The sequence below is a fragment of the [Phormidium] sp. LEGE 05292 genome, from assembly GCF_015207735.1.
GTDB lineage: Bacteria > Cyanobacteriota > Cyanobacteriia > Cyanobacteriales > Aerosakkonemataceae > Floridanema.
The window spans coordinates 1-24,484 of sequence record NZ_JADEWG010000081.1 but is presented as its reverse complement, the minus strand read 5'-3'; the positions used below and the strand labels follow the sequence as shown (position 1 = coordinate 24,484).

Here is a 24,484-nt window from a genome sequence, read left to right as displayed (position 1 = left end):
TTTTAAAGAGTCAATCGAGTATATTCCTCTTTCGTTGGGTATTATTATTCTCTCTTTGTTAATCTATCGAAAGAAACAGAAGCAAATAAAATATTTCAGGCTGTAGGTTGATTTCGCCGCCGAATGCGATCGGGAAATTCTGGGACTAAGGAAGATTTGTTTATTTGTTGTTGGCGATCGTACCTTTGATCAACACCTGACTCATAGCAATTTAACCCCTTCTACCCGACCCAATTTAGCATCAAAAGAAGCGGTTTCTTGGCATCCAGCTATTTGATTGAGTCGGGTAATTAGGTAGTCTGAAAAATCTGCATTACCAAACTTCATTTGTTCGATCGCCCATTCGATAGCTTCTCGATTTTCAAAGACAAAAATATTAGCTTTTAAAATATTCTCCAGTGTGTCAATGAGTTTTTCTCGGCTTAGTTTATATCTGCTTCGCAAAACCTAAACCACTTCACAGAGAACAATATTGTTAATCAAGCAAGGTTCATTAGCTTGCAAAGCTTCATTTATGTACCGATCGGCTATTTGCCATTGCTGTTCGTCATCCCGCACTAAAAAGCGCAGAACTACGTTAGTATCGAGTCCTTTCAAGCTGACTCTCCTGCACACTCAGAAATCGCTTCATCCATTTCTTCTAAAGAAACAGCTTTTCTACCTTCTTCATACAACATTCCAGATAATTCTCGGACATCAATTTTGGCTGTTTCTTTAGGTTGCACTTGTTGAGTTGGCAAGTTAATCATTAGTTGCGCTGTTTTTTCCTCAATTTTAGCTTTTCTTTCTGGTGAAATATCTTTGATTAATTCGTTAAATTTATGATGTCCTGTCATAATAAGCCCTCCTGTTATAGTTCTTTCAAGTATTCATCGTACAGTCGATCATCAACAAGGAATTATTTTTTACTTGTCAGGTATTTTATTATAGCAATATTGTGATAAGATAAATGTGAGTTATATAAATTAAAAACTGTGCCTGAAACACGAGTTGTATTTTATCAAGATGAAAAGCGTGAGGTTCCAGTTCTTGAATGGCTCAAAATTCTGCTAAAACAAGATCGCAAAGGTTATGCAAATTGCGTAGCTCGAATTCAGCTATTGGTTAGTTCTGGTTATGAACTTCGACGACCAATAGCAGATTACCTGAGAGATGGAATTTATGAGTTACGAGCAAAGCATATACGGGTGCAATATCGGATTCTATATTTTTTTCATGGGCAGAATGTGGCGATTTTGGCTCATGCTATTACTAAAGAAGGAGATGAAGTACCGGATAGCGATATCGATCGAGCAATTAAACGGAAAGAGCAATTTGAAACCAGCCCAGAAGCCTATACTTATGTAGAGGAAACAGACAATGGCGATGACGAATGATGCACTAAAAATTCTTAACAAGATGACTGCAGACGATCCTGAAATAGAGGAAATGGTGAGAGAATCATCTTTGAATGCAGAGTTAGCACAGCTTATTTATACTGCGAGAAAGCAAGCTGGATTAACTCAACAACAACTTGCCGATCGCATTGGTACAAAACAGTCAGTAATTGCGCGACTTGAAGATGCGGACTATGAGGGACATTCGCTGTCAATGTTGCAAAAAATTGCACGGGCGCTGAATCAACGTTTGGAAGTTAAGTTGGTTGGGAATAGCGATTTAATGCAATGATTATAAAGATAAAGAGGGCAAGCACGAGTACCCTCTTTATCTCATATATTACTCTGCGTTATCTGACAAACCAGAGATTTACAAATGCTTCTAACTTATCTGTAAGGAATCTGATATTCAGGGCAAACAGCATCTACTTGTATTTCAGAATAGATCATTACTTCTCCCTCCCAAGTCATATACCTATAACCAGGAGTCTCCAAAATCAAATCAGGATTTCCGCTATGACGGTAAAACTTAATATCTGGTGTTTCCTTAAAAAACTCATTCTCAAAGAATAGAAGTGGTAGCTTACTAACTTGTTCTGCAATTGACTCTATATTATATTGACCTGCGGTATATTCAACAGCGACAGGGCGAGGCAATTTTATCCCGTGAATGTGGCGAACAGTTCTGGCAATTGCAGCCCTTAAATGATGACCAACTCGGTACAGATTTGCAAAGTGATAACGTAAGTCACGATTTAAGGAAATAGCGGTTTTACCATCGGGATGAATTTCACAATCAGGGCCTATACATCCATTAGGTTGCATACCCTCTAGATAATACCCAACAATACGAGCATTTTTGGGAAAAGTTTGAATACCTTTCTCTACAGTGCGTGCAACTATTCCACGTCCGCTTGAATACATCATTATGGGACGCAATTGACCACCATTATGTTTAATCTTATTAACAATAGGAGCAAATGACTCTCTGTAGCCCTCGATTGCATTATGAAAATCTTTATAAGCAGGGTGCTTAGCTTGTTTCAGCCAAGACTCTACAAATTTTTCGTTGACCTGGCTAAATGGATGAATAACTTTAAGGATACGGTAGCAATCATCAATGTGAGATTGTAAGGCGTGTAGTAATTCGTTCTGTAAATCAGGCAACTTGTTCAAACGATAATCTAGATGTCCAGTAGTATCAAACAAAGCCATAGAAATCCGGTCTATTTCATCCAGAACAGCTTTGAAAGCCTTCATGACTCTCTGTATTGAGTTACTGTAGATTGAGAAGGGATGCCGTTCGGTGTGATCCTTATGATAGGTAAAGCTTTCAGGGAGAAGTTTTAGACAATTAAATGCTTCAGGGTGTAAGTTGCCATCTCTATGTGTTTTACGTTCGATCTTCATACGAGCATGAATGCGTTACATAATACTACAATTGTAGTATAGCAATCTGGTTGGGTGTTTTCCATAAAAAGCTTCAATTTATTAGAATTTTAAATTTAGGATTAGCTGCATTTAACGCTTTTTCTGTAACTTTTTCATTTCTTGTTGTACGCTTACTCCAATCTGCAAAGCTTCATTGAGTAAGCGTCCATATTCTCCTGCTTGCTCACTAACTTTTAATGCTCTTAAATTAGTTAAGTCAATAGCAAACCGTTCTGAATTAAAACCCGGATTTTCTCTTAAAATTCTTTCTGTATTTAATGCCCGCACTAAGTCCTCTTTCGTAATTTTCAGAGCTTCAATTACTTGCTCTCTATTATTTAATGCAACTGGGTTTCCTACTGCTTGTAGTTGATCTAAAGTATCTATATCTCTAACTATTTGGTTATGTTTAGCTACTTCACTAAGTAACCCTTGTAGATTTTTTTGCAACTTCGTAGGTTTTGGGGATTGTTGTCTAGTATAAATTTGCATAGTACTAGCCACCGCCGCAATTACAGAAAAAACTAGATTGATAAAACCCCACACCTTAAATACTAAGGTAAATATTACGCTCCAAATAAAACTTAATAGAATAAAGACTAAAATAATTTGCGAAATATTAAATTTTCGGTTTCGTGTCGAATCAAAACTAATACCAGTTAATGTTGCCAATTCGCCGTTAGTAATTTCTAAACCTTGTAAATCTGGTCGCATATTCATTGCCTTAATTTTAATGTACTTACTTGATCACACCTTTTCACCGATACTTAAACATTGCAACTTCTCCATAATTAGTTAATTTTGTTTGTACCATTCTTAATCCCTCTGTTAACCCCCATCCAGTTTTACCCAGGCAGGGGCATTTCAAAACTGAAAAAACTTAGTGGATTAATTCGATCGCAAATTATATCAACACTTCTCTTAATTCCCATGATCGTACACTTCAAAAGACCTATCTAACCATACAATACGAAAAATTGCTTCATTCCTATAACCTACCATTGGTTTCAACCCACTAAATCGGAATGCAATCAAATCAACATCTTCCGTAATATGCTTAGGAATAGTAACACGGAAACTATTGCGATTAATTATTTCATACCCTACTCCATGACGAGGTGCAAGACGAAGCTCTCTCCAAGTTAACTGACTAAGTTTGTACAAGGTAGATACTAATGCTGCTTTCTCATCTTTATCACAGTTGTCTAAACCGTGTGTTTTATCAAGATATCGAAAACAGAAAACAGGGGGTTCTAAATCGTAATTTGGAGTACTTGGCAAAGGTGAAGGTTGAGCAATGCGTTTTCCTTTTTTAGGATCTTTACCCTTAAACTTTGCCATAACTACTTGACAAGTTGAGTCTCAAAATATGCCTTCATCAAATCATGAGATATTTCTTCATTTAGAGGAGTTTCTTTCCAAGGTTTTTCTTGATGAGTAAAACGCATTAATGTTGGCGCGGTGTATTGTCCATAAACTTCGTAAACTTCATCAAGTAATTCTTGGGTTTCTCGATCGTACTGCTCTACATTAAAATCGTCAGGTTGTGGCAGAGGATTTGGCTCATATTGCTTGTAGAAACGGTAAACTTCTGGCACAACAGGCCCATATTGCCAAGCTTCAATTCTTTCCTTAAATAAAGGTTTTCCAAATAGAACTAAGTGAAAACCTTGAGCATAGTAGAGCAATTTTTGAAGTTTCAGATTAGTAATTAAATCCTCTTCTTCAGGATCGGCAAGTGTAATGAAATATTTAGCTATATCCAAAGCATTGTACATAACGTTAACTTACCTTGAATAGTAATAATTACAATTATATCAAACTTTATGGCTTGAGTTTTATGTTAGTAGGGGCGAAGCATTCGGGCGATAATTTATTTGCTCAAACCCTAGATTTTTTGTCCGAATGCTTCGCCCTTACAAGGCCAGAAATACTTAACCGAGAAGTATTTGCCCCCACCCAGTTTTACCCAGGCGGGGGTATTTCAAAACCTCAAAAAACTTAGTGGATTAATTCGATCGCTCTCTTAGTTAACGCCTCCGCAGTCAACCCATTAAACGCCATTAATTCACCAGCAGAAGCAGTAGTTTCTCCGCGTTTCCAAGCGAAAGTATCGCGTTTAGAATTACTGCGTAACATAATAGGTTCTAACATTCCCGAAGCGCCACCAGTTACACCAATTAACGCATCTCCATCAAAGATTTCGGCAAACTTTTCATCGCTCAAAAATTCGCCGTCTGCTTCAGAACAAGTATCCCAAGCAACATCAGTTGGGCGATACAAACGGCGGGGATTGATAATAGAAACAATCTTCGCGCCAATACCTTCATTTTCTAAGAAAGTTGCCGCTTCAAACACTGGCATTAATGTCATATCGCCTACAACTGCAAACACAACTTTCTTACCACCAGCGACTTCGTGTAATACTACTGCGCCATCTTTTAAACCTTGGCGAGTTTGTTCAAAAGTAGTGCGAATTGGTAAAGGTGATTTACTTGCTGTAATCACAATTCCCTTGTTTTTTGTAGTTAAAGCCCACTCATAACAGGCTTGAATACTGTTAGCATCAGGTGGGAATAATGGGAACACATTGCCATTCCGCATCATTGCAGCAAAATAGGCTTCAACTTCTGGGCGTTGGTGTGTCCAACCGTTGCGTCCTTGCTCTAATGCACCCGCAGTAAATAAGGTAATTGTGGCAGGAGTTTTCCGGCGTAATTCTGCCATTGCTTGGGTAACAGTTTGCCAAATTGGTAAACCATTGATGGCAAAAGATTCGTAAGAACACCACAAAGTTCTGGCACCCATTAATGATAATCCAACTGCCAATCCTGCACAAGCATCTTCACTCAAAGGTTCGTAAACTTGACCGTTTGGTGATTGGTTGTAAAGGTCATCTGTGGTGGGGTGAATGATTTTTAATGCTTGGTTAATGTTGGCAATTCCTGATGCTTCGTTGCCATCTGCATTGGTGACTAAAAATGTGCGATCGCTCTGTCCAACTTTCCCCACCAAAACACCCATTGCCGTAGTTGAAACTTTTGGCTCTCCGCCAACTGCATATTCTTCTAAAGGCAATTGTCCTAAGTCTGGCAATGGTAATTCAAATTCGGTAACAGCAGTTTTTGCCGCAGGGCCACCACCAGCACGTTCGCAATTTGTTCTGACTAATTCCCAACTTTCAGCAGTTAAAGCTCGACCTTTCAAAGCGTTAACAATATGTGGTGCATCTAAGGTATCTTTAGGATAAAGATTGTGAGATTTTGCACCTCTGGCGTGAACTCCTGCACCTTTCAATTGTTTGATGATAAATACAGTTAATTTGCCGCTAAGTGCAGATTTTGTCGCTTTATCCACACCTTCTAATACTGCTTTTGTAAAAGCTAGACGTTGTTCAAAAGAAAAGGCAGTGCTATCTACATAATCACCGGATTGATTGCGATCGTCAAAATCTTTGGCATCAATTAAAATGACTTCTGCAAAACCATTTCCGCGCCAATATTGCAACATTTCGGCATTGGTTTTCGTGGAAACCATGCTGTGATGTTCCTGACTGTAACCGTTCCAAATTAACACTGGTAAAAAGTTAGTTACTCCGCCAAAAGCAGTGTGAAAATGTGCCATACTGCTCATTGGGTAAGGTTCACCCATCCCACCATCACCCATCGTAAAAGGGAACAGTTTATCTCTGTGCAAAAGTGCCGCTGCCATTGCAAAATGTTGCCCTTGTCCCAAAGGGCCAGCAGGTGCGAGAATGCCGGGAATATAACCGGAAAGATGCCCTAAAAGACCGTGTTTTTCGCGGAAACGATCGCGCAATTGTTGCACATTATAAATGCCCATGTCTTCCAAAGAGCGATCGAGAAACATCGAACTATAAAAACCAGGGGCGTGGTGTCCAACTTCGGTGATAATATTCTTGTAGCCCAGCATAATTAACGCCGCATGAGCTTCTGCAGAACTGGCAAAACCGCCTGGGTGTCCAGAAGCTTTCGATCCAGTAACTTGCAAAGTTAAATAACGCAAAGCATCAGCAAACAAAAGAGTTTGATAAACTGCATTAGCATCACTCGGATCGGAAATTGCTGTTTTTCCCTCAGCAATTGCAGGTGTTTTACCATAAGTATCAAAACTTGGTAACGCTTCCCCAAAATATTGAATACCTTCACAAAAATCGGGAAATGCTGAAGTTGCTTTTGGCGTGGTTGCAGTCATGCTGAGTTCCTTATTAGTATTAGGAGCGATCGAATTTACTCGATTTATTTAACAAAAATTTTACAACTTTTAGGTTGTCAAAATTTAAGCGTGAGAAGTTGCAAAGATAACTAACTCCGATGACAGGCATAGAAAAATTAGTTAGGTTAACTTAGTTAAAGTTGCAGAAATCATAGGCGGTAGAGACAATGAAACAACTACAAGGCCCTCAAAGTCCCACCTTTGTACAAACACTCCAATGGATTTTTCGCCCTATGCAGTATATGGAAGAGTGCGCCAAACGCTACGGCGACATTTTCACTATACAACTGGGTGCGGAATTTGACCCTTTGGTGTATGTTAGCAATCCGAAAGCACTTCAACAGATTTTGACCAACGATACAACAAAACCGTTTACTGCTCCAGGTGATATCAACAAAATTTTTGAACCTCTGACGGGAAAGCTATCTATTTTTGGACTCAGTGGAAAGCAACACCAGCGTCAGCGCCAGTTGATGATGCCTCCTTTTCATGGCGATCGAATGCTAACTTACGCTGATACAATTGCCAAAGTGACAGAGAAAATCATGAGTCGCTGGCAGGTAGGCGAGTCTTTTTGTGCGCGGACTTCGACGCAAGCAATTACTCTGCGGGTAATTATGCAAGCAGTGTTTGGCTTATATGATGGCCCACGCGCTCAACAGTTGGAAAAAGTTCTCGGCGAGATGATCGATGAAGCGAGTTCTCCCTTGAGCGTGACTATGATTTATTTTCCATTCTTACAAAAAGATTTGGGTGCTTGGAGTCCTTGGGGTAAATACCTGCGTCGCAAAGCACAAGTTGATAAACTTATTTATGACGAAATTCAGGAACGTCGAGAAAATTTCGACCCCTCGCGCACAGATATTCTCAACTTGCTAATGGTAGCAAGAGATGAAGCGGGAGAAGGGATGACAGATGAAGAATTGCATGATGAGTTAATGGCTCTTTTGCTAGCAGGACATGAAACTACTGCAACAGCTTTAGCTTGGGCATTATACTGGATTCACCAAATCCCAGAAGTGCGTTCAAAATTATTAGCAGAATTGGATACTTTGGGCGAAAATCTAGACCCTAATGCTATTTTTAAATTACCTTATCTCAATGCAGTTTGTTGCGAAACTCTGAGAATTTATCCGGTGGCGATGCTAACTTTTCCTAGAGTGGTGCAAGAACCTGTAAATTTAGCGGGTTATGATTTGCAACCAGGGACAGTTTTATTAGGTTCAATTTATCTAACTCATCGTCGTGAGGATTTATATCATGAACCGGAAAAGTTTAAACCAGAAAGATTTTTAGAAAGGCAGTTTTCCCCTTATGAATTTTTGCCTTTCGGTGCTGGCGCACGTCGCTGCATTGGGTTTGCCTTTGCTCAATTTGAGATGAAAATGGTATTAGCAAAAGTGCTGTCAAGTTTGGATTTAGAACTTGCCGATCGCACAGAAATTAAAGCTGCACGTCGGGGTTTGGTGACAGCACCTAATCGCAGCGTTCGGTTATTAGTTAAGGGTAAGCGCACAGTGAAGCCTCGGTCTTTAGAGGCTGTTATGTAGTTAAGAGTTTTGTAGCAGAGTTGGCGAGGATATAGGCGAGTTTCAACTCTGTTACATAATTGAGATCGTTACTTGTGAAAAAAAACCAGAATTTATAGATTTTAGATAGTAATTGAATTTAAAATCTACATGGCTTTATCCCATTAAAGAGATCGAAACCTTTTCCTTGCAAACCTCTACCAAACAAGAAATTACGCTGTTGACAAGAGTTTCCATAGTATCCCTACTAATGGAAGGCTCAGAAAACATGAAATTTAATAGCATTTTGCCCTCAAAGGTTGTGACAGCAGCAGCAAGAACACCCCCAAATGCCGCCTGCGCTGGAACATAGCTGATTTCTTCTAGTTTGAAGGTACCGTAAACTGTGGGGATATTGACTTGACCAACGTTAGTGACAGCAACCGTTACAGCTACTTCATTGGGGCGAGAGAGAAGAGACTCAATAATTTTCCTAGACATCAAAACTACACTAAAAATATCGTTGCGCTTTAACCCATCCTCAAGCTGTTGTCTGACATCTCGCGCTAATTCCCAAAAGGATGTATTCGGGCGAAGGGTATGAAATGAAGTCAAAGAAGAAGCCAGTATACTTATGTTTTCATTGCTGACAACTGGTTTTAAACGTTTCCGCAAATCAACAAAAGAGCGACAGCTTACCCGGACATCTCTTTTCTGAAAAGCCGTAATTTTTTTCGCAGCTGCGAACATCATAGCAGCACACAAAGCACCTTGCACCGTTGTCTTTTCCTGCCTACAACAATTTAAAATTTGTTTGGTAAATTCCTCATTTAGCTGTCTGTAAATCATCCCGCAACGGCGTAATTCGATAGGTACGCATTTCTGGAAACCCAAAGTTTCTGGTCGGTTTTTTAGCTGCTGGGATTTGAGCCTCAATAAAAATAATAAGCCTTTAATCTTACCTCTAAAACCTTTCATTGATTCCGGTAGTAAGTCGTCGGGAGGTGGAAGAACAGGCAAGGTTTTAACTTCAGTAATTTGATCGCCCGATGCAATTTTTTGGCAGTAAGTCAAGATTTCTGAGTGCAGTTGGATACCTGATAAACCGTCTGTTATTGCATGGTGTACTGTTGTCAACAAATAATTCGTATCTTTTTCATTCTCAATAGTGATGAGTACAGATCGCAGGAGAGCTTTACTGCTATCAATTCTCTGATTCATTTCTTCGATAATGACTTCTTGCCATTGTTCCTTTTGGAATTTGTTTGCAAGGCGCAAAGGAATTTTTTCAGTCCCTTCAGTTTTAAAGCGGAGGCTATCTAACTCACCGACAATGTGAGAATTAAGACGAGGGTGACGAAGTTGGAGAAGGTCTAAAGCCTGTCTGACAATTTCTTTATTGAGAAATCCTTTGATTCGACTAATCGTTACCACATTGTAAGACCCTGCACGGCGATTTAATATTTCCATGCTTTGCTCAATGGGGACGAGTTCTCTGTTGTCACTCATCAAGATCTCCTTGCGCTCCTAAACTAACCAAGATTGGTAATTATGATCGACAGTCTACCATTTTCTCTCTTAAGTTCTTTTTATCGCGTAGATGTTTGATGCGATCGCCATCCCAATATTCAGCTTCTAATGTTAACGCCCAATCAATTTATCGCGTAGATGTTTGATTCGATCGCGCAATTTAGCCGCTTCCTCAAACTCCAATTTTTTCGCCGCATCTTTCATCTGCATTTCTAACTGCGTAATCAACTCTGGAATCTCTTCTAAAGATAAATCATCCGACTGTTGATATGCAGTTTCCAACTGTTGAGAATTCAATCTGCGCGAAACTTCCAAAAATGCCAAAATCGAATTTCCCGACTTTTTGATAATTGGTTGCGGTGTAATGTTGTGCATTCTGTTATATGCCATTTGAATTCCGCGTCGTCTTTCGGTTTCTTCGATCGCTTTTGCCATGCTATCAGTCAAATTATCAGCATACAAAATTGCCTGTCCCCGAACGTGACGCGCCGCCCTACCAATTGTTTGAATTAACGAACGTTCCGCCCTTAAAAAACCCTCTTTATCAGCATCTAAAATTGCCACCAAAGAAACTTCTGGCAAATCCAAACCTTCCCGCAACAAGTTTACCCCAATCAAAACATCATAATCACCCTTTCTCAAATCCTGCAAAATCTCAATTCTCTCAATTGATTGAATTTCTGAATGCAAGTAACGTACTCTGATTCCTCTTTCCTGCAAATACTCCGTCAAATCTTCTGCCATTCGCTTGGTTAAAGTTGTTACTAAAACCCGTTCTTGCAGCTTCACTCTATCTTTAATTTCGCCCAACAGATCGTCAATTTGCCCCTCAGTTGGACGGACAAAAACTTCTGGATCGATTACTCCTGTTGGTCTAATTATTTGTTCTACAATTTGACCTTCAGAAATTTCAACTTCCCAATTTCCCGGAGTTGCAGAAACAAACACGCATTGATTAACTTTTTGCCAAAACTCTTCTGCTTTCAAAGGTCGATTATCCGCCGCACTGGGAAGGCGAAAACCATGTTCAATTAACACTTTTTTTCGTGCTTGATCGCCGTTATACATTCCCCGAATTTGGGGTACAGTAACGTGAGATTCATCAATTACTAATAGCCAATCTTTCGGGAAATAATCAATTAAACATTCTGGCGGTTCTCCGGGTAATCTTCCGGCTAAATGTCGCGAGTAATTTTCTACGCCGTTGCAATATCCGACTTCTCGCAGCATTTCTAAATCGTAGCGAGTGCGCTGATCTAATCTTTGCGCTTCTAGTAATTTTCCGGCTTTTTCTAACTCGGCTAACTGTGCTTTTAATTCGGCTTCAATATCATCACAAGCAGCCTCCAATTTTTCATCAGGTGTAACAAAGTGACGCGCTGGATAAACATTTATCGCCTCTAAACTTTGGAGAATCTCGCCTGTTACCGGATCGACATAACGAATTGCATCAACTTCATCACCAAAGAATTCTACTCGAATAATTCGGTCTTCATAAGCAGGGCCAATTTCTAACACATCTCCTCTGACTCGGAAACGTCCCCTGCCAATTTCCGTATCATTCCGGTTATATTGAACTGAGGCTAAATCGCGCAGAATTTGCCTTTGATTTATTTCTTTTCCGACGCGAAAAGGAATCGCTGCTTTTAGATATTCTGAAGGAATTCCTAACCCGTAAATGCAGCTAATGGAAGCCACCACAATTACATCTTTGCGTTCAAAAAGCGATCGAGTTGCCGAGTGCCGCAACATATCAATCTCATCATTAATTGCGGCAGTTTTTTCAATGTAAGTATCCGTAACAGGAATGTAAGCTTCAGGTTGATAGTAATCGTAGTAACTGACAAAGTACTCGACTGCATTTTCGGGAAAAAACTCCCGCAATTCGTTACACAACTGCGCTGCCAAAGTTTTGTTATGTGCTAAAACTAAAGTAGGTTTCCCCACTTTTTCAATCGTTGAAGCGACGGTAAAAGTTTTTCCTGTTCCGGTTCCGCCTAACAAGGTTTGGTAACGATTACCAGCTAAAATACTCTTGCTCAAATCAGCGATCGCTTGTGGCTGATCCCCCATTGGCTGAAACGTAGCTTGCAGACTAAATTGGCTCATAACTCTTTTTAGCAGTGATTCTTTTATTTTATATTCAACTTATTTAAATATTACAAGCAATAATCTATTTAATGCCGGGATACTTTTTTGGATTAGCTCCAAGCAAAAATTACTTTTTACCCCAAATATAACTATATTAATTATAACTTATTTATGACCTTTTTAGATATAAGTATAATTCCTTCCCGATCGTTATCTACCTCTTAAAGCATAAGCCTTCAGTATCAGAATCATCAAGATAATAATATATCCCTGGTCAGAGGTTTATTTGCTGAATTCTTAATAACTTAAAAATGTAGCAAAAAAAACAGAATAACTTAATAGTTAATCTGTGCAAACTTCAGTAAAAGAGAGGAAGTAATCATGAGTATAGAAGATAGAGCAAAAGCCACAGCCAAAAACTTAGAAGGTAAAGCCCAAGAAGCAATCGGTAACGTCACTGGCGATCCCCAAGATAAAGCTGAAGGCAAAGCAAAACAAGCTGAAGCACAAGCTCGTCACGCTGGTGAAGACCTGAAAGATAAAGCGAAAGATGTGATCGATCGCGCGTAAATCTTAACCTACAAAAAGGTCTAGAAAAATCTCATCTAGACCTTTTTAATCATTTGAAAACCTACTGTGTAGGAGGGTAAAACATTGCAATTTTTACAAAGAAGCCGCCAAATTTTAACGGCTATAACATTAGCATTAATCCTGACCATTACTACTGCTTGTAGTGGCAGTTCACTAGCAACACAAAAACCTCAGCTACCTCCAAATAGTACTTCTTACAACCAAATTGAACGAGGATCGACAAGTTCCGGTCAACAATTTGGTGATTGGGTAGTTCGCCAAAGCAAAGGTTTAGTCAAAGACGCTTATGTGCGTGACAACAATAAATTAGGTGTGGTAGTTACCCCTCAAGTTAAACCAAATGAAGTTAGGTCTTTAGCAAGTTCTTTACTTCAAGGTTTCCATAAAAATTTCCCAAATCAGGATTTAACAGTTTTAGTTTACGCACCCGATAAAAAACTGATTTTGACAGGTAAATACGATCAGCAATCACAGCAGATTCGCTATGAATCGTAACACACAAATGGAGAAAAAAGATAATGGCAAGCAGCGATGAATATAAACGTCAAATCATGAACGATTTGGCTCAAGGTAACGTTGAATCAATGAAGGATTTACCTAGCGATCCTTCCAGAGAATACGAAAATTTTGATGATTTTGCTCAACGTTCTACAATAGACGAACGTCGCCAATTATTTGGTCAATCTTTGCAACACGATCGCATTTCCCCCACCCAATTGGAACCAGAATTAAGAAATGCGATCGGGCAAATTAAACCCAACGAACGCGACGATGTAGCCAAAGAATTTCTCAAAAAATTGAAAGAACGGGGATTAAGCGATCGCCAATTAGAGCAACAATTAGCACTTTCCACTCACCACGCCAGTCGTATGAGTGCAGACGACGTTGCCAAATTAGCATCTTTCGCTTACCACTCCCACCCCGATATTTTCCGCGACGTTTTAGCAGAAAAACCTGGAATCATGAAATTCCTCAGCAACCCCTTAGTTGTTGGTGTACTTGGTATCGTCGCCGCTAAGTGGTTAAACAATCGCCGTTCCTAAAACTTTTCATAATCCATACTCGTTTGAGAGCAAGAACAAGAGGGATCAAGACGATCTGGCAACAGCTAGGTCGGCTTTTTTTGCTCAAACAGCACATCTACCGTTGTTCAGCCAGCACTAGTACAGTGTAAAAATACAGTAAAGCTTATTAACAAAATTTTATATATGTTTTTTTATTTATACTCAGCTCTTAAAGATATTTATAGCTTTATAATATTTGTTGAACTAAACCCAGATCAAAAGTAAAAATCTGTAGTTTAGATTTTTCCTAAATATAAGCAAAATCCCTGAATAATTTAGAGGTGTTAGGTTATGAGCGGTACCAGTACAGCCAAAGCTAATGAAAATGGCAAGACCAATAGCACTGAAAGCGAAAAAACTACTAAAGTCAATGGAAAAAAAACAGCTACAGATGTGAAAGAAGGTGAAACCGCAAATATGGAATCAGAAGTTTCGTCAAAATTAGCCGTTGCAGGAAAAAATCAAGACTCAACTCTTGCTATTACCTCCCGTCCCGTCTCTGCAACTGGGTTGGTAGTTCGGGACACCATCAATTCCTCTGGAATACGTCCGATCGTTGCCAGCGATTTAAAAATTGCGGAAATGATCAACTCCTCTGGAATGCGTCCCGTTGGTATCAGTGATTTTCAAGTCGCTGAAATGCTCAGTTCCTCTGGAATGCGTCCGATTGGCGCTAGCACTTTGAAAGTTGTAGAAACAATTAACTCAATGGGAATGCGTCCCATTATGGCTAGTAAACTGCACATTTCCGAAACCATTATGTTATCTGGAAATCGCCCCGTTGCTGATAATGAAGATCAGGATGCTGGCAATCTTATGGGTTATCTCGATTAGATTTAAACCTAACATCCTCTGTTTATTAGATTGCTCCCGGTTTCAACACGAAACTGGGTTTTTTGTTGTTTAGTTCATATAATTATTTGGTCAATATTAAATTTCGATAAAAAAACATTATTTTTTTCTTTGTTTTTAGTATCAATTATCTCAGTCTTATCAATTTTTTATAAGGTAAATATGATCAGTAATTCTCCTTTAGAGAGGCTACGCCAACGCTTTAATAAACTCCAAAAAATTCGACGAATTCCCCTGAGATTAGTCTTAATTGTCCCCTTTGCATTACAAACATTTGGGGCAGTTGCTTTGGTGGGTTATCTTTCCCTCCGCAATGGACAAAAAGCTGTTAATGATGTCGCCACTCAACTGCGTCAGGAAATATCGTCACGGATAGAGGGAGAAATTAAACAATATATCGAAATGCCACATATTCTCAATCAAATGAATGCGGCATCTTTAGCGGAGGGGAAATTAGATATTATAGATGCCAGAAATGCTAGACAGTTACTAATCCAAGTCAAAAATTTACCTTTTATCTTTACATCTTATTGTGGTAATTCTCAAGGACAGTATTTAGGTGTAGCTAAAGAAGGAACTGTGCTATCTATAGCAGCAAGTAATCAATTCACAAATTATAATTTCTACCAATACACGATCGATAGTTGGGGCAGTCGCAAACAAATTTACAAAAAATTCAAACACTACGATCCTCGGCAACGACCTTGGTATATTTCAGCGGTGAAAGCAGGAAAACCGATCTGGAGTGAATTGTATTTCGATTTTGCCACAGGAGAGCCGACAATTACAGCTAGTAAACCTGTCTATGACAGAAAGGGAAAGCTAATTGGTGTTTGTGCCAATGATGTAATGTTTTCCACAAATTTAAAGAATTTTCTAGGGAGTTTATCTATTGGGAAAACAGGAAAAGCATTTGTGATGGATCGATCGGGTTTAATCATTTCTAGTTCGACTAAAGATTTATTAAATATCAAAAAAGGTAAACTAAAAACCCTAATTAAAGCAGTTGCAAGTAGTAACCCTCTCATCCGTCAGACAGCTCAATATTTGCAGCAGAAGTTTGGTGATTTTCAACATATTGAGCAACCGCAACAGTTAAATTTTAGTTTGAATGGTCAACGGCAATTTGTGCAGGTACTACCCCTGAAGGATGGCAGAGGAATTAATTGGATTATTGTAGTCGCTATTCCAGAAGCCGACTTTATGGAGCAAATCAATGCTAACACCCGTTCAACCATACTCTTATGTTTATTAGCTTTATTCATAGCGACAGAATTGGGAATTATCACCTCTCATTTAATTGCCGCACCAATTCAGCGTTTGAGCCAAGCAAGTGGCGCGATCGCTACTGGTGAACTAAGTCAGGTTGTCGAAATAAAAGGAGTTTCTGAATTAGAAACCTTAGCAGATTCTTTTAATAAAATGGCAACACAATTACAATCGTCTTTTGAAACTTTAGAACAGCGAGTCGAGGAACGGACAGCAGAGTTAGCGATCGCTAAAGAAAAGGCAGAGGTAGCAAATCAAGCTAAAAGCGCATTTATTGCCAATATGAGCCATGAATTGCGATCGCCTCTCAATGCTATTCTGGGTTTTTCTCAATTGATAATCCGCGACAAAAACATCCCTACCGACCTATATGAAAATGGCGGAATTATTTATCGCAGTGGGGAATATTTACTAACACTAATTAATAATGTTCTAGATTTATCGAAAATCGAAGCAGGCAAAACCACCGTCAATCTTAAAGACTTTGATCTCCATCGCTTGCTTGATGATTTAGAAGATATGCTACATTTACGAGCTAATAATGCAGGCTTAAATTTGCTCTTTCAGCGAAGTGAAAATGTTCCCCACTATATTTGTGCTGATGAAGTAAAACTGCGGCAAGTTTTAATTAATTTACTCAGTAATGCTATCAAATTTACTTCTGTTGGTCAAATCACTCTCAATGTCTTTTTGGGAGAACAAGAAACCACAGATATTTTTCATCTCCATTTCCGTATTTGCGATACTGGGACAGGGATTGCTGCTGCCGAACTACCCAAGCTATTTGATGCTTTTACTCAAGCCCAAGCCGGAAAAGAAATGCAAGAAGGAACAGGTTTAGGTTTAGCTATTAGCCAGAAATTTGTGCAACTTATGGGTGGAGATATTACAGTGGAAAGTGAATTAGGAAAAGGTACAACTTTCCAATTTTATATTCAGGCAAAACTAGGTCAAGAAACAGTCAGCAAAACTATAGAAGAACATCCCAGAGTGCAGGCACTTGCTCCAAATCAACCTATCTACAAAATTCTCACTGTAGATGACAAACCAATTAATCGCCAATTATTAATTAAATTACTCAGTCCTTTAGGATTTGAAATGAAAGAAGCTAGTAATGGAATAGAAGCGATCGCTATTTGGGATGAATGGGAACCTCATTTAATTTTCATGGATATGCGAATGCCTGTCATGGATGGTTATGAAGCCACAAAACACATAAAATCTACTACCAAAGGTAATGCGACTGCGGTGATTGCTTTAACAGCAAGTGTTTTAGAAGAAGAAAAAGTGATCGTGCTTTCCGCAGGTTGTGATGATTTCCTGCGGAAACCTTTTACGGAACACGAGATTTTCGAGACATTAGCTAAACATTTAGGAGTCAGTTATATCTATGCAGAAACGAAATCTTCTGCCCTAGATATCCCTATAGATAATGCTTTAACCTCGCAACAGTTAACCTGTATGTCTCAAGAGTGGATAATAAGATTATATCAAGCGACTCTTGAGGCAAATTCTAAGCTAATCTTGCAATTGATTGCGAAAATTCCCCCGCAAGAAAGCTATTTGATACAATCTCTTACACAACTGGTACATGAATTTCAATTTGAGCAACTGCTTGACCTAACGGAACCATTTATAACCGATGATGAGCCGTACCAATAAACCCCAGAAATCTCGCCAATTTTCTCTGAGATTAGTGTTAATTGTCCCCTTTGTCTTGCAAATTGCTGGGGCTGTCGGACTGGTTGGTTATCTTTCCTATCGTAGTGGACAACAAGCAGTAGAAAAACTAGCTAATGAATTATTGATCGAAACTAATAATCGCATTAAGCAACATCTTGATAGTTATGTGGGGAAAGCTCAGGAAATCAACCGAATGAATGTTGAGGCTTTCAAATCAGGAGTTTTAGACTTGAACAACTTTCTAGCTTTGGGCAAATATTTTTATCGTCAAGTGCGAACTTTCGAGTTTTCTGCTGTTGGTTTTGGTAGCATAAAAAGAGGAGGTATTGGTAGTTCCTATATTGGTAATATTAGTGGAGCAAAGCATGATTTTGAAATTGTAGAAATTCTTCCAAATCAGTCAGGTAAAGGTTACGCTTATTATGTCAATGAACAAGGCGATCGCATTAAATTATATGAAAACCTAAAAAATTTTCAAATCGGGAATGCAGCTTGGTACTTAGATGCTGTCAAAGCAGGTAAGCCAGTTTGGAGTGCGATTTACTCTTGGGCAAAAAAGCCCGAAATTATGGTTATTTCCGCCAGTGAACCTGTATATGATAATCAGAAAAAATTATTAGGAGTATTCGGAGTTAGACGCGGACTTCGGCAACTTAGCGAATATCTGAAAGACCTCAAAAATAACAGAGCAGGTCACATTTTTATCATGGAACGTTCCGGTTTGCTAGTAGCAAGTTCGGAAAATGAACCTTCAGCCCCCGTGATTAATGGCAAAGCAACCAGACTGAAAGCTTTGAATAGTTCTGAACCTTTAATTCGTGATGTTACTCAAGAATTAATCAAAAATTTTGGCAGTTTAAAAGCAATTAATGAACCTCAATCACTCCGCCCTAATCTTAATCAAAAGCCTTTTGTCCGAGTCATGCCTTACCGAGATAAATATGGTTTGGATTGGTTGGTAGTTATGGTGATTCCTGAATCTCAATTTATGGCAGAAATTCAGGCTAATACTAATGTGACCATTTTACTTTGTCTTTTAACTTTAGCGATCGCCACAGGTTTAGGAATTATCATCTTAAACTTGATTGCGGAACCAATTAAGCGATTAAGTCAAGCAAGTTATGAGATATCTCAAGGTAAACTCAGTCAGGTTGTGGAAGTAAAAGGAGTGTCTGAACTAGAAACTTTGGCAGCTTCTTTTAATATGATGACGAAACAGTTACAGACCTCTTTTGAAACCTTAGAAAATCGCGTACATGAACGCACTATAGAATTAGAAATTGCCAAAGAAAAAGCAGAGGTTGCCAATCAAGCTAAAAGTACATTTATTGCGAATATGAGTCACGAACTACGATCGCCCCTAAATGCAATTCTCGGCTTTTCCCAATTGATGTTACGTACCAAAAATTTCCCCTCTGACCAACTTGAAAATGCCGGAATTATCTATCGTAGTGGCGAATATTTACTCACATTAATTAATAATATCCTGGATTTATCTAAAATTGAAGCTGGCAAAACCATGCTCAATCCTCACGATTTTGATCTGTATCGCTTACTCGATGATTTAGAAGATATGCTGCATTTACGCGCCACTAATGCAGGCTTGAACTTGAGTTTTCAGCGCACAGAAAATGTCCCCCGCTATATCTGCACAGATGAAGTAAAACTGCGACAAGTTTTAATTAATTTACTCAGCAATGCCATTAAATTTACCTCAGTTGGTCAAATTACGCTCAACGTCTTTTTGGGAGAGCAAGAAACCTCTGATGTGTTTCATCTTCATTTCCGAATTCGGGATACCGGAGTGGGAATTGCACCTGTCGAATTACCCAAACTATTTGATGCTTTTACTCAAGCAAAAGCTGGAAAAGAAATGCAAGAAGGAACAGGTTTAGGTTTAGTTATTAGCCGGAAATTTGTCCAACTCATGGGTGGAGATATTACAGTCGAAAGTGAATTAAGAAAAGGTACAACTTTCCAATTTTATATTCAAGCAAAACTGAGTCAAAAAGCATTTATTAATCCGAGCCAAGAACATTTTAGAGTTTTAGGACTCGCACCCCATCAACCTAGCTATAAAATTCTCACAGTAGATGATAAAGTAATCAATTGCCAATTATTAATTAAACTACTCGCTCCTTTGGGATTTGAAATGAAAGAAGCTAGTAATGGAATGGAAGCGATCGCCATTTGGGATGAATGGGAACCTCATTTAATTTTCATGGATATGAGAATGCCTATCATGGACGGTTACGAAGCCACAAAACACATAAAATCTACTACCAAAGGTAATGCGACTGCGGTGATTGCTTTAACAGCAAGTGTTTTAGAAGAAGAAAGAGCGATCGTACTTTCAGCAGGATGTGATGACTTTATTCGTAAACCTTTTGTAGAACAAACTATTTTCAACATCCTCACCAAACATTTGGGTGTCAAATATATCTATGCAGAAACACCATTGGGGACATCAGAAGAATTAACCGAAACAGTCTTGACATCCACACAACTAACCTGTATGTCTCTAGAGTGGATTACTCAAATATATGAAGCCGCACTAGAAGCCGATACTAATCAAGTTTTACAACTATTACAACAAATTCCCCAAACAGAAACTAATTTAATTCAATCACTGACAAAACTTACCCGTCAATTTGATTTTGAGCCTATAGTTAATTTAGTTGAACCCCTAATAACCAATGAATCCTGATTCTGAAATCCCGAATAAAGGTAACATTCTCATAGTAGATGATCTGTTGGAAAATCTACAATTACTAAGCGAAGCACTCCTCAATCTCGGCTACACTGTTCGCAGCGTCACCAGTGGGCGGATGGCATTGAAAACCATAAAAGTGAAGCCCCCAGATGTCATACTTCTAGATATCAAAATGCCAGAAATGGATGGTTATGAAGTCTGTAAAACTCTCAAAGCTGATGAGAATTTCCGCAGCATTCCCATTATTTTCGTTAGTGCATTAGATGACGTTTTCGACAAAGTAACTGCTTTTAATTTAGGCGCTGTAGACTACATTACCAAACCTTTTCAAATCGAAGAAGCAGTAGCCCGTTTAGAAAGTCAGTTAACTATTCAACGTCAGCAAAAACTGTTAGAACAAGAAAATATTAAACGCAGAGAAGCAGAAGAAGTACTTTATCAATCGAGAGCTTTACTTGCTAGTGTTTTGAATAGTTCACTCGATGGAATTGCTGCATTGCAAGCTGTTCGTAATCCCGAAACCGGAGATATTGAAGATTTTCGTTGTTTAGTTGTTAATCCGGTGATTGCCAGAGCTTTTAAACGCACCCGTGAAGAAATGATTGGCAAATTAATGCTAAAAAAATTACTGAAAAATATAGACACAAAAATATTTAATAGCTTAGTTGAAGTTGTCGAGACAGGAAACTCTCTGGAACAAATTCAAATCATACAACGATTACTATGGTCATCTTGCAGGTGACGATTGTCTATTTAAAATAGCGCAAACATTACAACAAGTAGTCCGTCGTCCAGCAGATTTAGTAGCACGTTATGGTGGCGAAGAATTTGCCGTACTCCTCCCAAATACAAATTTAGAAGGAGGAATTCAGGTAGCAAAAAGTATTCAGCAAGCAATTCACGATTTGGCAATTACTCGTAGACAATCAAGCGTACAAGAAATTGTTACAGTTAGTTTGGGGATTTCTTCACTTATACCCAATTTGGAAATTCAACCAGATATACTAATAAGTTATGCAGATAAAGCTTTGTACGATGCTAAACAACAGGGGCGCGATCGCTATAGTACCAATTATTGAATAATTGACTTCTCCCCTGGATGGAATCACAGGGGATTCTAAACTGATGTTGCTACGCAGGCTGAAGCCATGCTACGCAACGTTTACGATATGATTTATTTAACCTCTTAAACAAGTCATATCGTTGTGGCACAGTCAAGGATGCCCTACCCACCTCGGCTAAAGATAAACTGGCTCTCCCGTACTTGTGGTGGAAAACCCTGGTTTTAGGGACTGGGTACTAGGGACTAGGGAACCTTGTCGAGTAAGCACTTCACTAAATCGCTCAGGTTTACTTATCACCATAAGTACGGGAGAACCCGCTCATTTACTTATACTAATTCTCCGTAAAATTGCGCTTAATCATTGCCCCTCCCCGTCTACGGGGAGGGGTTTGGGGTGGGGTGAATTAAGCGCATCTTCATAGAGAATTGGTATTACTTCCTGATAAATATTTAAAGCCCGCATCAGCGGGCTTCATTGATATAACCTCATTCTTAAAGAATAGGCATTTAAATTGTAAATTCCTGAGAATTAAACCGTTGCTAATTCAGGAGTTGGACGCTTACTATTGCGAATACCAGAAATCGCCTCAGCATAATCCTTAGCATTAAACACAGCAGAACCAGCAACGATCGCATTCGCCCCAGCTTCCAAAACCTGCCAAGTATTATTACCTTTCAAACCACCATCAACCTCAATCCAAGGATCTAAACCCCGTTCATCACACATTTGACGTAACTTCTGAATTTTGGGAATCACACCAGGAATAAAACTTTGACCACCAAAACCAGGGTTAACACTCATAATCAGTACCAAATCGCAAAGATCCAGCACATATTCAATTAAATCTAAAGGAGTTGAAGGATTGAGAACCACACCAGCTTGCTTACCTAACTCCTTAATTTGACCCAAAGTGCGGTGCAAATGAGGAGAGGCATTATGTTCAGCGTGAACCGAGATAATATCAGCACCCGCCTTAGCAAAATCCTCTACGTACTTTTCTGGTTCCACAATCATCAAATGCACATCTAAAGGCTTTTGGGTGTGGGGACGAACTGCTTGGACAATTAATGGACCGATCGTAATATTCGGAACAAACCGACCATCCATCACATCAACATGAATCCAATCAGCGCCAGCAGCATCTACGGCGCGAATCTCTTCTCCTAAACGGCTAAAATCAGCTGATAAGATTGAGGGAGCAACAACAATTGGCTTGTGCGTTTGGGTCATGGCTGAAAAAATCCTCTCCTGCGTCCTGCGTTGTAAGCATTTTAACAAAATGTGACCAAAGAAAGGTAGAAGGCAGAAGGCAGAAGGCAGAAGGTAAGAAAGGCAGAAGTAAAAATTCTCAAGAGTCCCCTTGTCCCCTTGTCCCCTCTGCCCTTCTGCTTAGATTAGTAGAGCAAATCCAAAATCTAAAATCTAAAATCTAAAATTAATAGACTTGTTGGTGCGGCAACAGATGAAAAAAAAGGCGTGGATTATTTTCGGTTTAAGTGCTAGCTGCGTCAGTGTCACAGCCCTAGCCCTCGACGGCTCTTCAATTGGAGAATCTGGTATTGATGCAATTCGACTTCACAATGCACCCTACAATTTGATTGGTCGGAAAATTGCGATCGGACAAGTGGAAATCGGTCGTCCCGGACTCTTTGGCGTAGACAAAGCAGCAAATCGAAATCCCTCATTAGTTCAAGTGACACGAGTTTTTTGGCGCGACAGTCCAGCCAAAACCGACACTGATGTAGACCCCCACGCCTACAGCGTTGCGGGAATGATGATTAGTAGCGCCAAAGCATTTCCCGGAGTTGCGCCTGGGGCAAGATTGTATTCCTCAGCTATCGGTTCAATGGATAAAGGCGGACAACCAGAAGAATGTCTCGCCTCCCAATATCTCGCCCAACAGAATGGCGGAGATCTCCGCGCTATTAACTTCAGCTTTGGCGAATCCTTAGAAAGAGATCCCCGTGCCCAAGCAGTTTTAGACGGTAATGCTCTGTTAACTCAGTGTATTGACTGGTCTGCTCGAACCCAGGATGTACTTTACTTAATCGCCGGAAATCAAGGACGAGGCGGTATTCCGATTCCCACTGATAACTTTAATGGCATTAACGTTGCTTTTACCAAGCGCGTCAAAGGAGTTTTTGGTAAAGTGGATTTTGCCAATATTGGGGAAAGTTCGGCTTCTGTTATGCGTCGTCTTGCGGGAAAAGAAATTAACTTAGGCCCCAGGCGTGCCATCGGTTTAGTAGCGCCAGGACATGACATCAACGTTTTGAGCATCGATGGCACAATCCAAAAAGTTAGCGGCACCAGTTTAGCCACACCTCATGTTACTGCCACAGTAGCGTTGTTGCAAGAATTTGGCGATCGCCAACTCCGCACCAAACAACCCAACTGGAGTCTCGACTCCCGCCGCCACCAAGTCACCAAAGCCGTATTACTCAACTCCACTGACAAACTCAAAGACAAAGGCGACGGGTTATTAATGGGAATGAGCAAAACCATCACCGACAAAGGCAACCGAACTTGGCTAGAATCCGACGCTTACAAAGATCCCAAAATTCCCCTAGATATGCAAATGGGTACAGGTCAGCTTAACGCCTACCGCGCCTATCAACAATTTCAAGGCGGACAATGGAAACCATCCCAAAAAGTCCCCCCCATAGGTTGGGATTACGACAAAGTAGAGACTAACAACTCTGTAGATTATGTACTAGAAAAACCCTTACAACAAGGAAGCTACGTTTCTTTAACTTTAGTGTGGAATCGCTTAGTAGAGTTAAACGATGCCAACAAAAATGGGCAATATGATATTGGGGAAACTTTTCAAGACCGAGGTTTAAACAATCTCGACCTTTACCTAATTCCCACCGACAGTAACGACACTACCACCTACACCTGCGCTTCCATCAGCGAAACTGATAGCACAGAACACATCTTCTGTCCCATCCCGAAAACAGGTCGTTACAAAATTCGCGTCCAATACCGTCAACAAGCCAACGAACCTACTCAATCTTACGCCCTAGCTTGGTGGACTGTACCCACTAAGTAGGGGCAGGGGGGCAGAGGAGATGGG

Annotated in this window: 23 protein-coding genes; 12 read left to right on the top strand and 11 right to left on the bottom strand. The window is 39.6% G+C overall.

Annotated elements, in window-relative coordinates; all coding sequences use genetic code 11:
* Positions 1 to 201 precede the first annotated feature (201 nt).
* Genes IQ264_RS33080 through IQ264_RS20515 form a run of 3 tightly spaced genes read right to left on the bottom strand, consistent with a single transcriptional unit; the run spans position 202 to position 836 of the window.
* Complete coding sequence (locus IQ264_RS33080) at positions 202 to 444, bottom strand: PIN domain-containing protein (RefSeq protein WP_228061684.1); 243 nt, start codon at positions 442 to 444, stop codon at positions 202 to 204.
* 3 nt (positions 445 to 447) lie between these two features.
* Positions 448 to 597 carry a hypothetical protein gene (locus IQ264_RS33075; RefSeq protein WP_228061683.1) on the bottom strand — a complete coding sequence of 50 codons (150 nt, stop codon included), beginning with the start codon at positions 595 to 597 and terminating at the stop codon, positions 448 to 450.
* Positions 594 to 836 carry a hypothetical protein gene (locus IQ264_RS20515; protein WP_193982662.1) on the bottom strand — a complete coding sequence of 81 codons (243 nt, stop codon included), beginning with the start codon at positions 834 to 836 and terminating at the stop codon, positions 594 to 596. Before IQ264_RS20515 ends, IQ264_RS33075 begins: the two co-directional genes overlap by 4 nt.
* Positions 837 to 974: 138 nt before the next feature.
* On the opposite strand from IQ264_RS20515, the gene IQ264_RS20510 reads away from it, so the two are divergent.
* Entirely contained in the window at positions 975 to 1,376 is a 402-nt protein-coding gene (locus IQ264_RS20510) for a type II toxin-antitoxin system RelE/ParE family toxin (RefSeq protein ID WP_193982661.1), read from the top strand.
* A 22-nt stretch (positions 1,377 to 1,398) separates the two neighbouring features.
* Complete coding sequence (locus IQ264_RS20505; protein WP_228061682.1) at positions 1,399 to 1,668, top strand: helix-turn-helix domain-containing protein; 270 nt, start codon at positions 1,399 to 1,401, stop codon at positions 1,666 to 1,668.
* Between the two features lie 95 nt (positions 1,669 to 1,763).
* On the opposite strand, the gene IQ264_RS20500 is transcribed toward IQ264_RS20505, so the two are convergent.
* The 5 genes from IQ264_RS20500 to IQ264_RS20480 all read right to left on the bottom strand — a co-directional run bounded on the left by IQ264_RS20500 (position 1,764) and on the right by IQ264_RS20480 (position 7,022).
* Complete coding sequence (locus tag IQ264_RS20500) at positions 1,764 to 2,636, bottom strand: hypothetical protein (RefSeq protein ID WP_228061681.1); 873 nt, start codon at positions 2,634 to 2,636, stop codon at positions 1,764 to 1,766.
* Between the two features lie 261 nt (positions 2,637 to 2,897).
* A complete protein-coding gene (locus IQ264_RS20495; protein ID WP_193982658.1) occupies positions 2,898 to 3,527 on the bottom strand; it encodes a hypothetical protein in 630 nt (209 codons plus the stop codon).
* A 201-nt stretch (positions 3,528 to 3,728) separates the two neighbouring features.
* A complete protein-coding gene (locus IQ264_RS20490) occupies positions 3,729 to 4,148 on the bottom strand; it encodes a hypothetical protein (RefSeq protein WP_193982657.1) in 420 nt (139 codons plus the stop codon).
* A gap of 2 nt (positions 4,149 to 4,150) precedes the next feature.
* The gene (locus IQ264_RS20485) at positions 4,151 to 4,585 is read right to left on the bottom strand and encodes a Panacea domain-containing protein (RefSeq protein ID WP_193982656.1); all 435 of its coding nucleotides are present in this window, start codon (positions 4,583 to 4,585) and stop codon (positions 4,151 to 4,153) included.
* Between the two features lie 223 nt (positions 4,586 to 4,808).
* Positions 4,809 to 7,022, bottom strand: coding sequence for a phosphoketolase (locus IQ264_RS20480; RefSeq protein ID WP_193982655.1), 2,214 nt, complete (start codon positions 7,020 to 7,022; stop codon positions 4,809 to 4,811).
* A 188-nt stretch (positions 7,023 to 7,210) separates the two neighbouring features.
* Between IQ264_RS20480 and IQ264_RS20475 the strand changes: the two genes are divergently transcribed.
* On the top strand, positions 7,211 to 8,593 hold the full coding sequence (locus tag IQ264_RS20475; RefSeq protein ID WP_193982654.1) for a cytochrome P450: 1,383 nt from the start codon (positions 7,211 to 7,213) through the stop codon (positions 8,591 to 8,593).
* A gap of 135 nt (positions 8,594 to 8,728) precedes the next feature.
* On the opposite strand, the gene IQ264_RS20470 is transcribed toward IQ264_RS20475, so the two are convergent.
* Both IQ264_RS20470 and uvrB read right to left on the bottom strand, forming a co-directional pair.
* Positions 8,729 to 10,060, bottom strand: a complete 1,332-nt coding sequence (locus IQ264_RS20470) for a phthiocerol/phthiodiolone dimycocerosyl transferase family protein (RefSeq protein ID WP_193982653.1) — start codon at positions 10,058 to 10,060, stop codon at positions 8,729 to 8,731.
* Positions 10,061 to 10,192: 132 nt separating this feature from the next.
* Positions 10,193 to 12,190, bottom strand: a complete 1,998-nt coding sequence (gene uvrB / locus IQ264_RS20465) for an excinuclease ABC subunit UvrB (protein WP_193982652.1) — start codon at positions 12,188 to 12,190, stop codon at positions 10,193 to 10,195.
* 363 nt (positions 12,191 to 12,553) lie between these two features.
* On the opposite strand from uvrB, the gene IQ264_RS20460 reads away from it, so the two are divergent.
* The 8 genes from IQ264_RS20460 to IQ264_RS33070 all read left to right on the top strand — a co-directional run bounded on the left by IQ264_RS20460 (position 12,554) and on the right by IQ264_RS33070 (position 21,423).
* Positions 12,554 to 12,742 carry a CsbD family protein gene (locus IQ264_RS20460; RefSeq protein WP_193982651.1) on the top strand — a complete coding sequence of 63 codons (189 nt, stop codon included), beginning with the start codon at positions 12,554 to 12,556 and terminating at the stop codon, positions 12,740 to 12,742.
* 84 nt (positions 12,743 to 12,826) lie between these two features.
* Positions 12,827 to 13,258: a hypothetical protein gene (locus IQ264_RS20455; protein ID WP_193982650.1), complete on the top strand. Its 432-nt coding sequence runs from the start codon at positions 12,827 to 12,829 to the stop codon at positions 13,256 to 13,258.
* Between the two features lie 23 nt (positions 13,259 to 13,281).
* On the top strand, positions 13,282 to 13,806 hold the full coding sequence (locus IQ264_RS20450; RefSeq protein WP_193982649.1) for a hypothetical protein: 525 nt from the start codon (positions 13,282 to 13,284) through the stop codon (positions 13,804 to 13,806).
* Positions 13,807 to 14,118: 312 nt separating this feature from the next.
* Positions 14,119 to 14,661 (top strand): hypothetical protein, encoded by a 543-nt coding sequence (locus tag IQ264_RS20445; RefSeq protein WP_193982648.1) that lies wholly within the window; start codon positions 14,119 to 14,121, stop codon positions 14,659 to 14,661.
* Between the two features lie 180 nt (positions 14,662 to 14,841).
* Complete coding sequence (locus IQ264_RS20440) at positions 14,842 to 17,610, top strand: ATP-binding protein (protein WP_193982647.1); 2,769 nt, start codon at positions 14,842 to 14,844, stop codon at positions 17,608 to 17,610.
* Positions 17,591 to 20,338: an ATP-binding protein gene (locus tag IQ264_RS20435; protein ID WP_228061680.1), complete on the top strand. Its 2,748-nt coding sequence runs from the start codon at positions 17,591 to 17,593 to the stop codon at positions 20,336 to 20,338. Before IQ264_RS20440 ends, IQ264_RS20435 begins: the two co-directional genes overlap by 20 nt.
* Positions 20,328 to 21,086 (top strand): response regulator, encoded by a 759-nt coding sequence (locus IQ264_RS20430; protein ID WP_228061679.1) that lies wholly within the window; start codon positions 20,328 to 20,330, stop codon positions 21,084 to 21,086. Before IQ264_RS20435 ends, IQ264_RS20430 begins: the two co-directional genes overlap by 11 nt.
* Positions 21,016 to 21,423, top strand: coding sequence for a diguanylate cyclase (locus IQ264_RS33070; protein ID WP_228061678.1), 408 nt, complete (start codon positions 21,016 to 21,018; stop codon positions 21,421 to 21,423). The genes IQ264_RS20430 and IQ264_RS33070 overlap by 71 nt, the downstream gene beginning before the upstream one ends.
* 513 nt (positions 21,424 to 21,936) lie before the next feature.
* Here the strand turns inward: IQ264_RS33070 and rpe are convergent.
* Positions 21,937 to 22,638 (bottom strand): ribulose-phosphate 3-epimerase, encoded by a 702-nt coding sequence (rpe, locus tag IQ264_RS20425; protein WP_193982646.1) that lies wholly within the window; start codon positions 22,636 to 22,638, stop codon positions 21,937 to 21,939.
* A gap of 232 nt (positions 22,639 to 22,870) precedes the next feature.
* Between rpe and IQ264_RS20420 the strand changes: the two genes are divergently transcribed.
* The gene (locus IQ264_RS20420; RefSeq protein WP_193982645.1) at positions 22,871 to 24,460 is read left to right on the top strand and encodes a S8 family serine peptidase; all 1,590 of its coding nucleotides are present in this window, start codon (positions 22,871 to 22,873) and stop codon (positions 24,458 to 24,460) included.
* Positions 24,461 to 24,484 lie beyond the last annotated feature (24 nt).

Coding starts and splice junctions, on each gene's coding strand:
- uvrB (WP_193982652.1), bottom strand. CDS start 12,190: ATGAGCCAATTTAGTCTGCAAGCTACGTTTCAGCCAATGGGGGATCAG.
- IQ264_RS20460 (WP_193982651.1), top strand. CDS start 12,554: ATGAGTATAGAAGATAGAGCAAAAGCCACAGCCAAAAACTTAGAAGGT.
- IQ264_RS20505 (WP_228061682.1), top strand. CDS start 1,399: ATGACTGCAGACGATCCTGAAATAGAGGAAATGGTGAGAGAATCATCT.
- IQ264_RS20480 (WP_193982655.1), bottom strand. CDS start 7,022: ATGACTGCAACCACGCCAAAAGCAACTTCAGCATTTCCCGATTTTTGT.
- IQ264_RS20445 (WP_193982648.1), top strand. CDS start 14,119: ATGAGCGGTACCAGTACAGCCAAAGCTAATGAAAATGGCAAGACCAAT.
- IQ264_RS20495 (WP_193982658.1), bottom strand. CDS start 3,527: ATGAATATGCGACCAGATTTACAAGGTTTAGAAATTACTAACGGCGAA.
- IQ264_RS20515 (WP_193982662.1), bottom strand. CDS start 836: ATGACAGGACATCATAAATTTAACGAATTAATCAAAGATATTTCACCA.
- rpe (WP_193982646.1), bottom strand. CDS start 22,638: ATGACCCAAACGCACAAGCCAATTGTTGTTGCTCCCTCAATCTTATCA.
- IQ264_RS20500 (WP_228061681.1), bottom strand. CDS start 2,636: ATGAAGGCTTTCAAAGCTGTTCTGGATGAAATAGACCGGATTTCTATG.
- IQ264_RS20490 (WP_193982657.1), bottom strand. CDS start 4,148: ATGGCAAAGTTTAAGGGTAAAGATCCTAAAAAAGGAAAACGCATTGCT.
- IQ264_RS20470 (WP_193982653.1), bottom strand. CDS start 10,060: ATGAGTGACAACAGAGAACTCGTCCCCATTGAGCAAAGCATGGAAATA.
- IQ264_RS20420 (WP_193982645.1), top strand. CDS start 22,871: ATGAAAAAAAAGGCGTGGATTATTTTCGGTTTAAGTGCTAGCTGCGTC.
- IQ264_RS20475 (WP_193982654.1), top strand. CDS start 7,211: ATGAAACAACTACAAGGCCCTCAAAGTCCCACCTTTGTACAAACACTC.
- IQ264_RS20485 (WP_193982656.1), bottom strand. CDS start 4,585: ATGTACAATGCTTTGGATATAGCTAAATATTTCATTACACTTGCCGAT.
- IQ264_RS20450 (WP_193982649.1), top strand. CDS start 13,282: ATGGCAAGCAGCGATGAATATAAACGTCAAATCATGAACGATTTGGCT.
- IQ264_RS20440 (WP_193982647.1), top strand. CDS start 14,842: ATGATCAGTAATTCTCCTTTAGAGAGGCTACGCCAACGCTTTAATAAA.
- IQ264_RS20430 (WP_228061679.1), top strand. CDS start 20,328: ATGAATCCTGATTCTGAAATCCCGAATAAAGGTAACATTCTCATAGTA.
- IQ264_RS20435 (WP_228061680.1), top strand. CDS start 17,591: ATGATGAGCCGTACCAATAAACCCCAGAAATCTCGCCAATTTTCTCTG.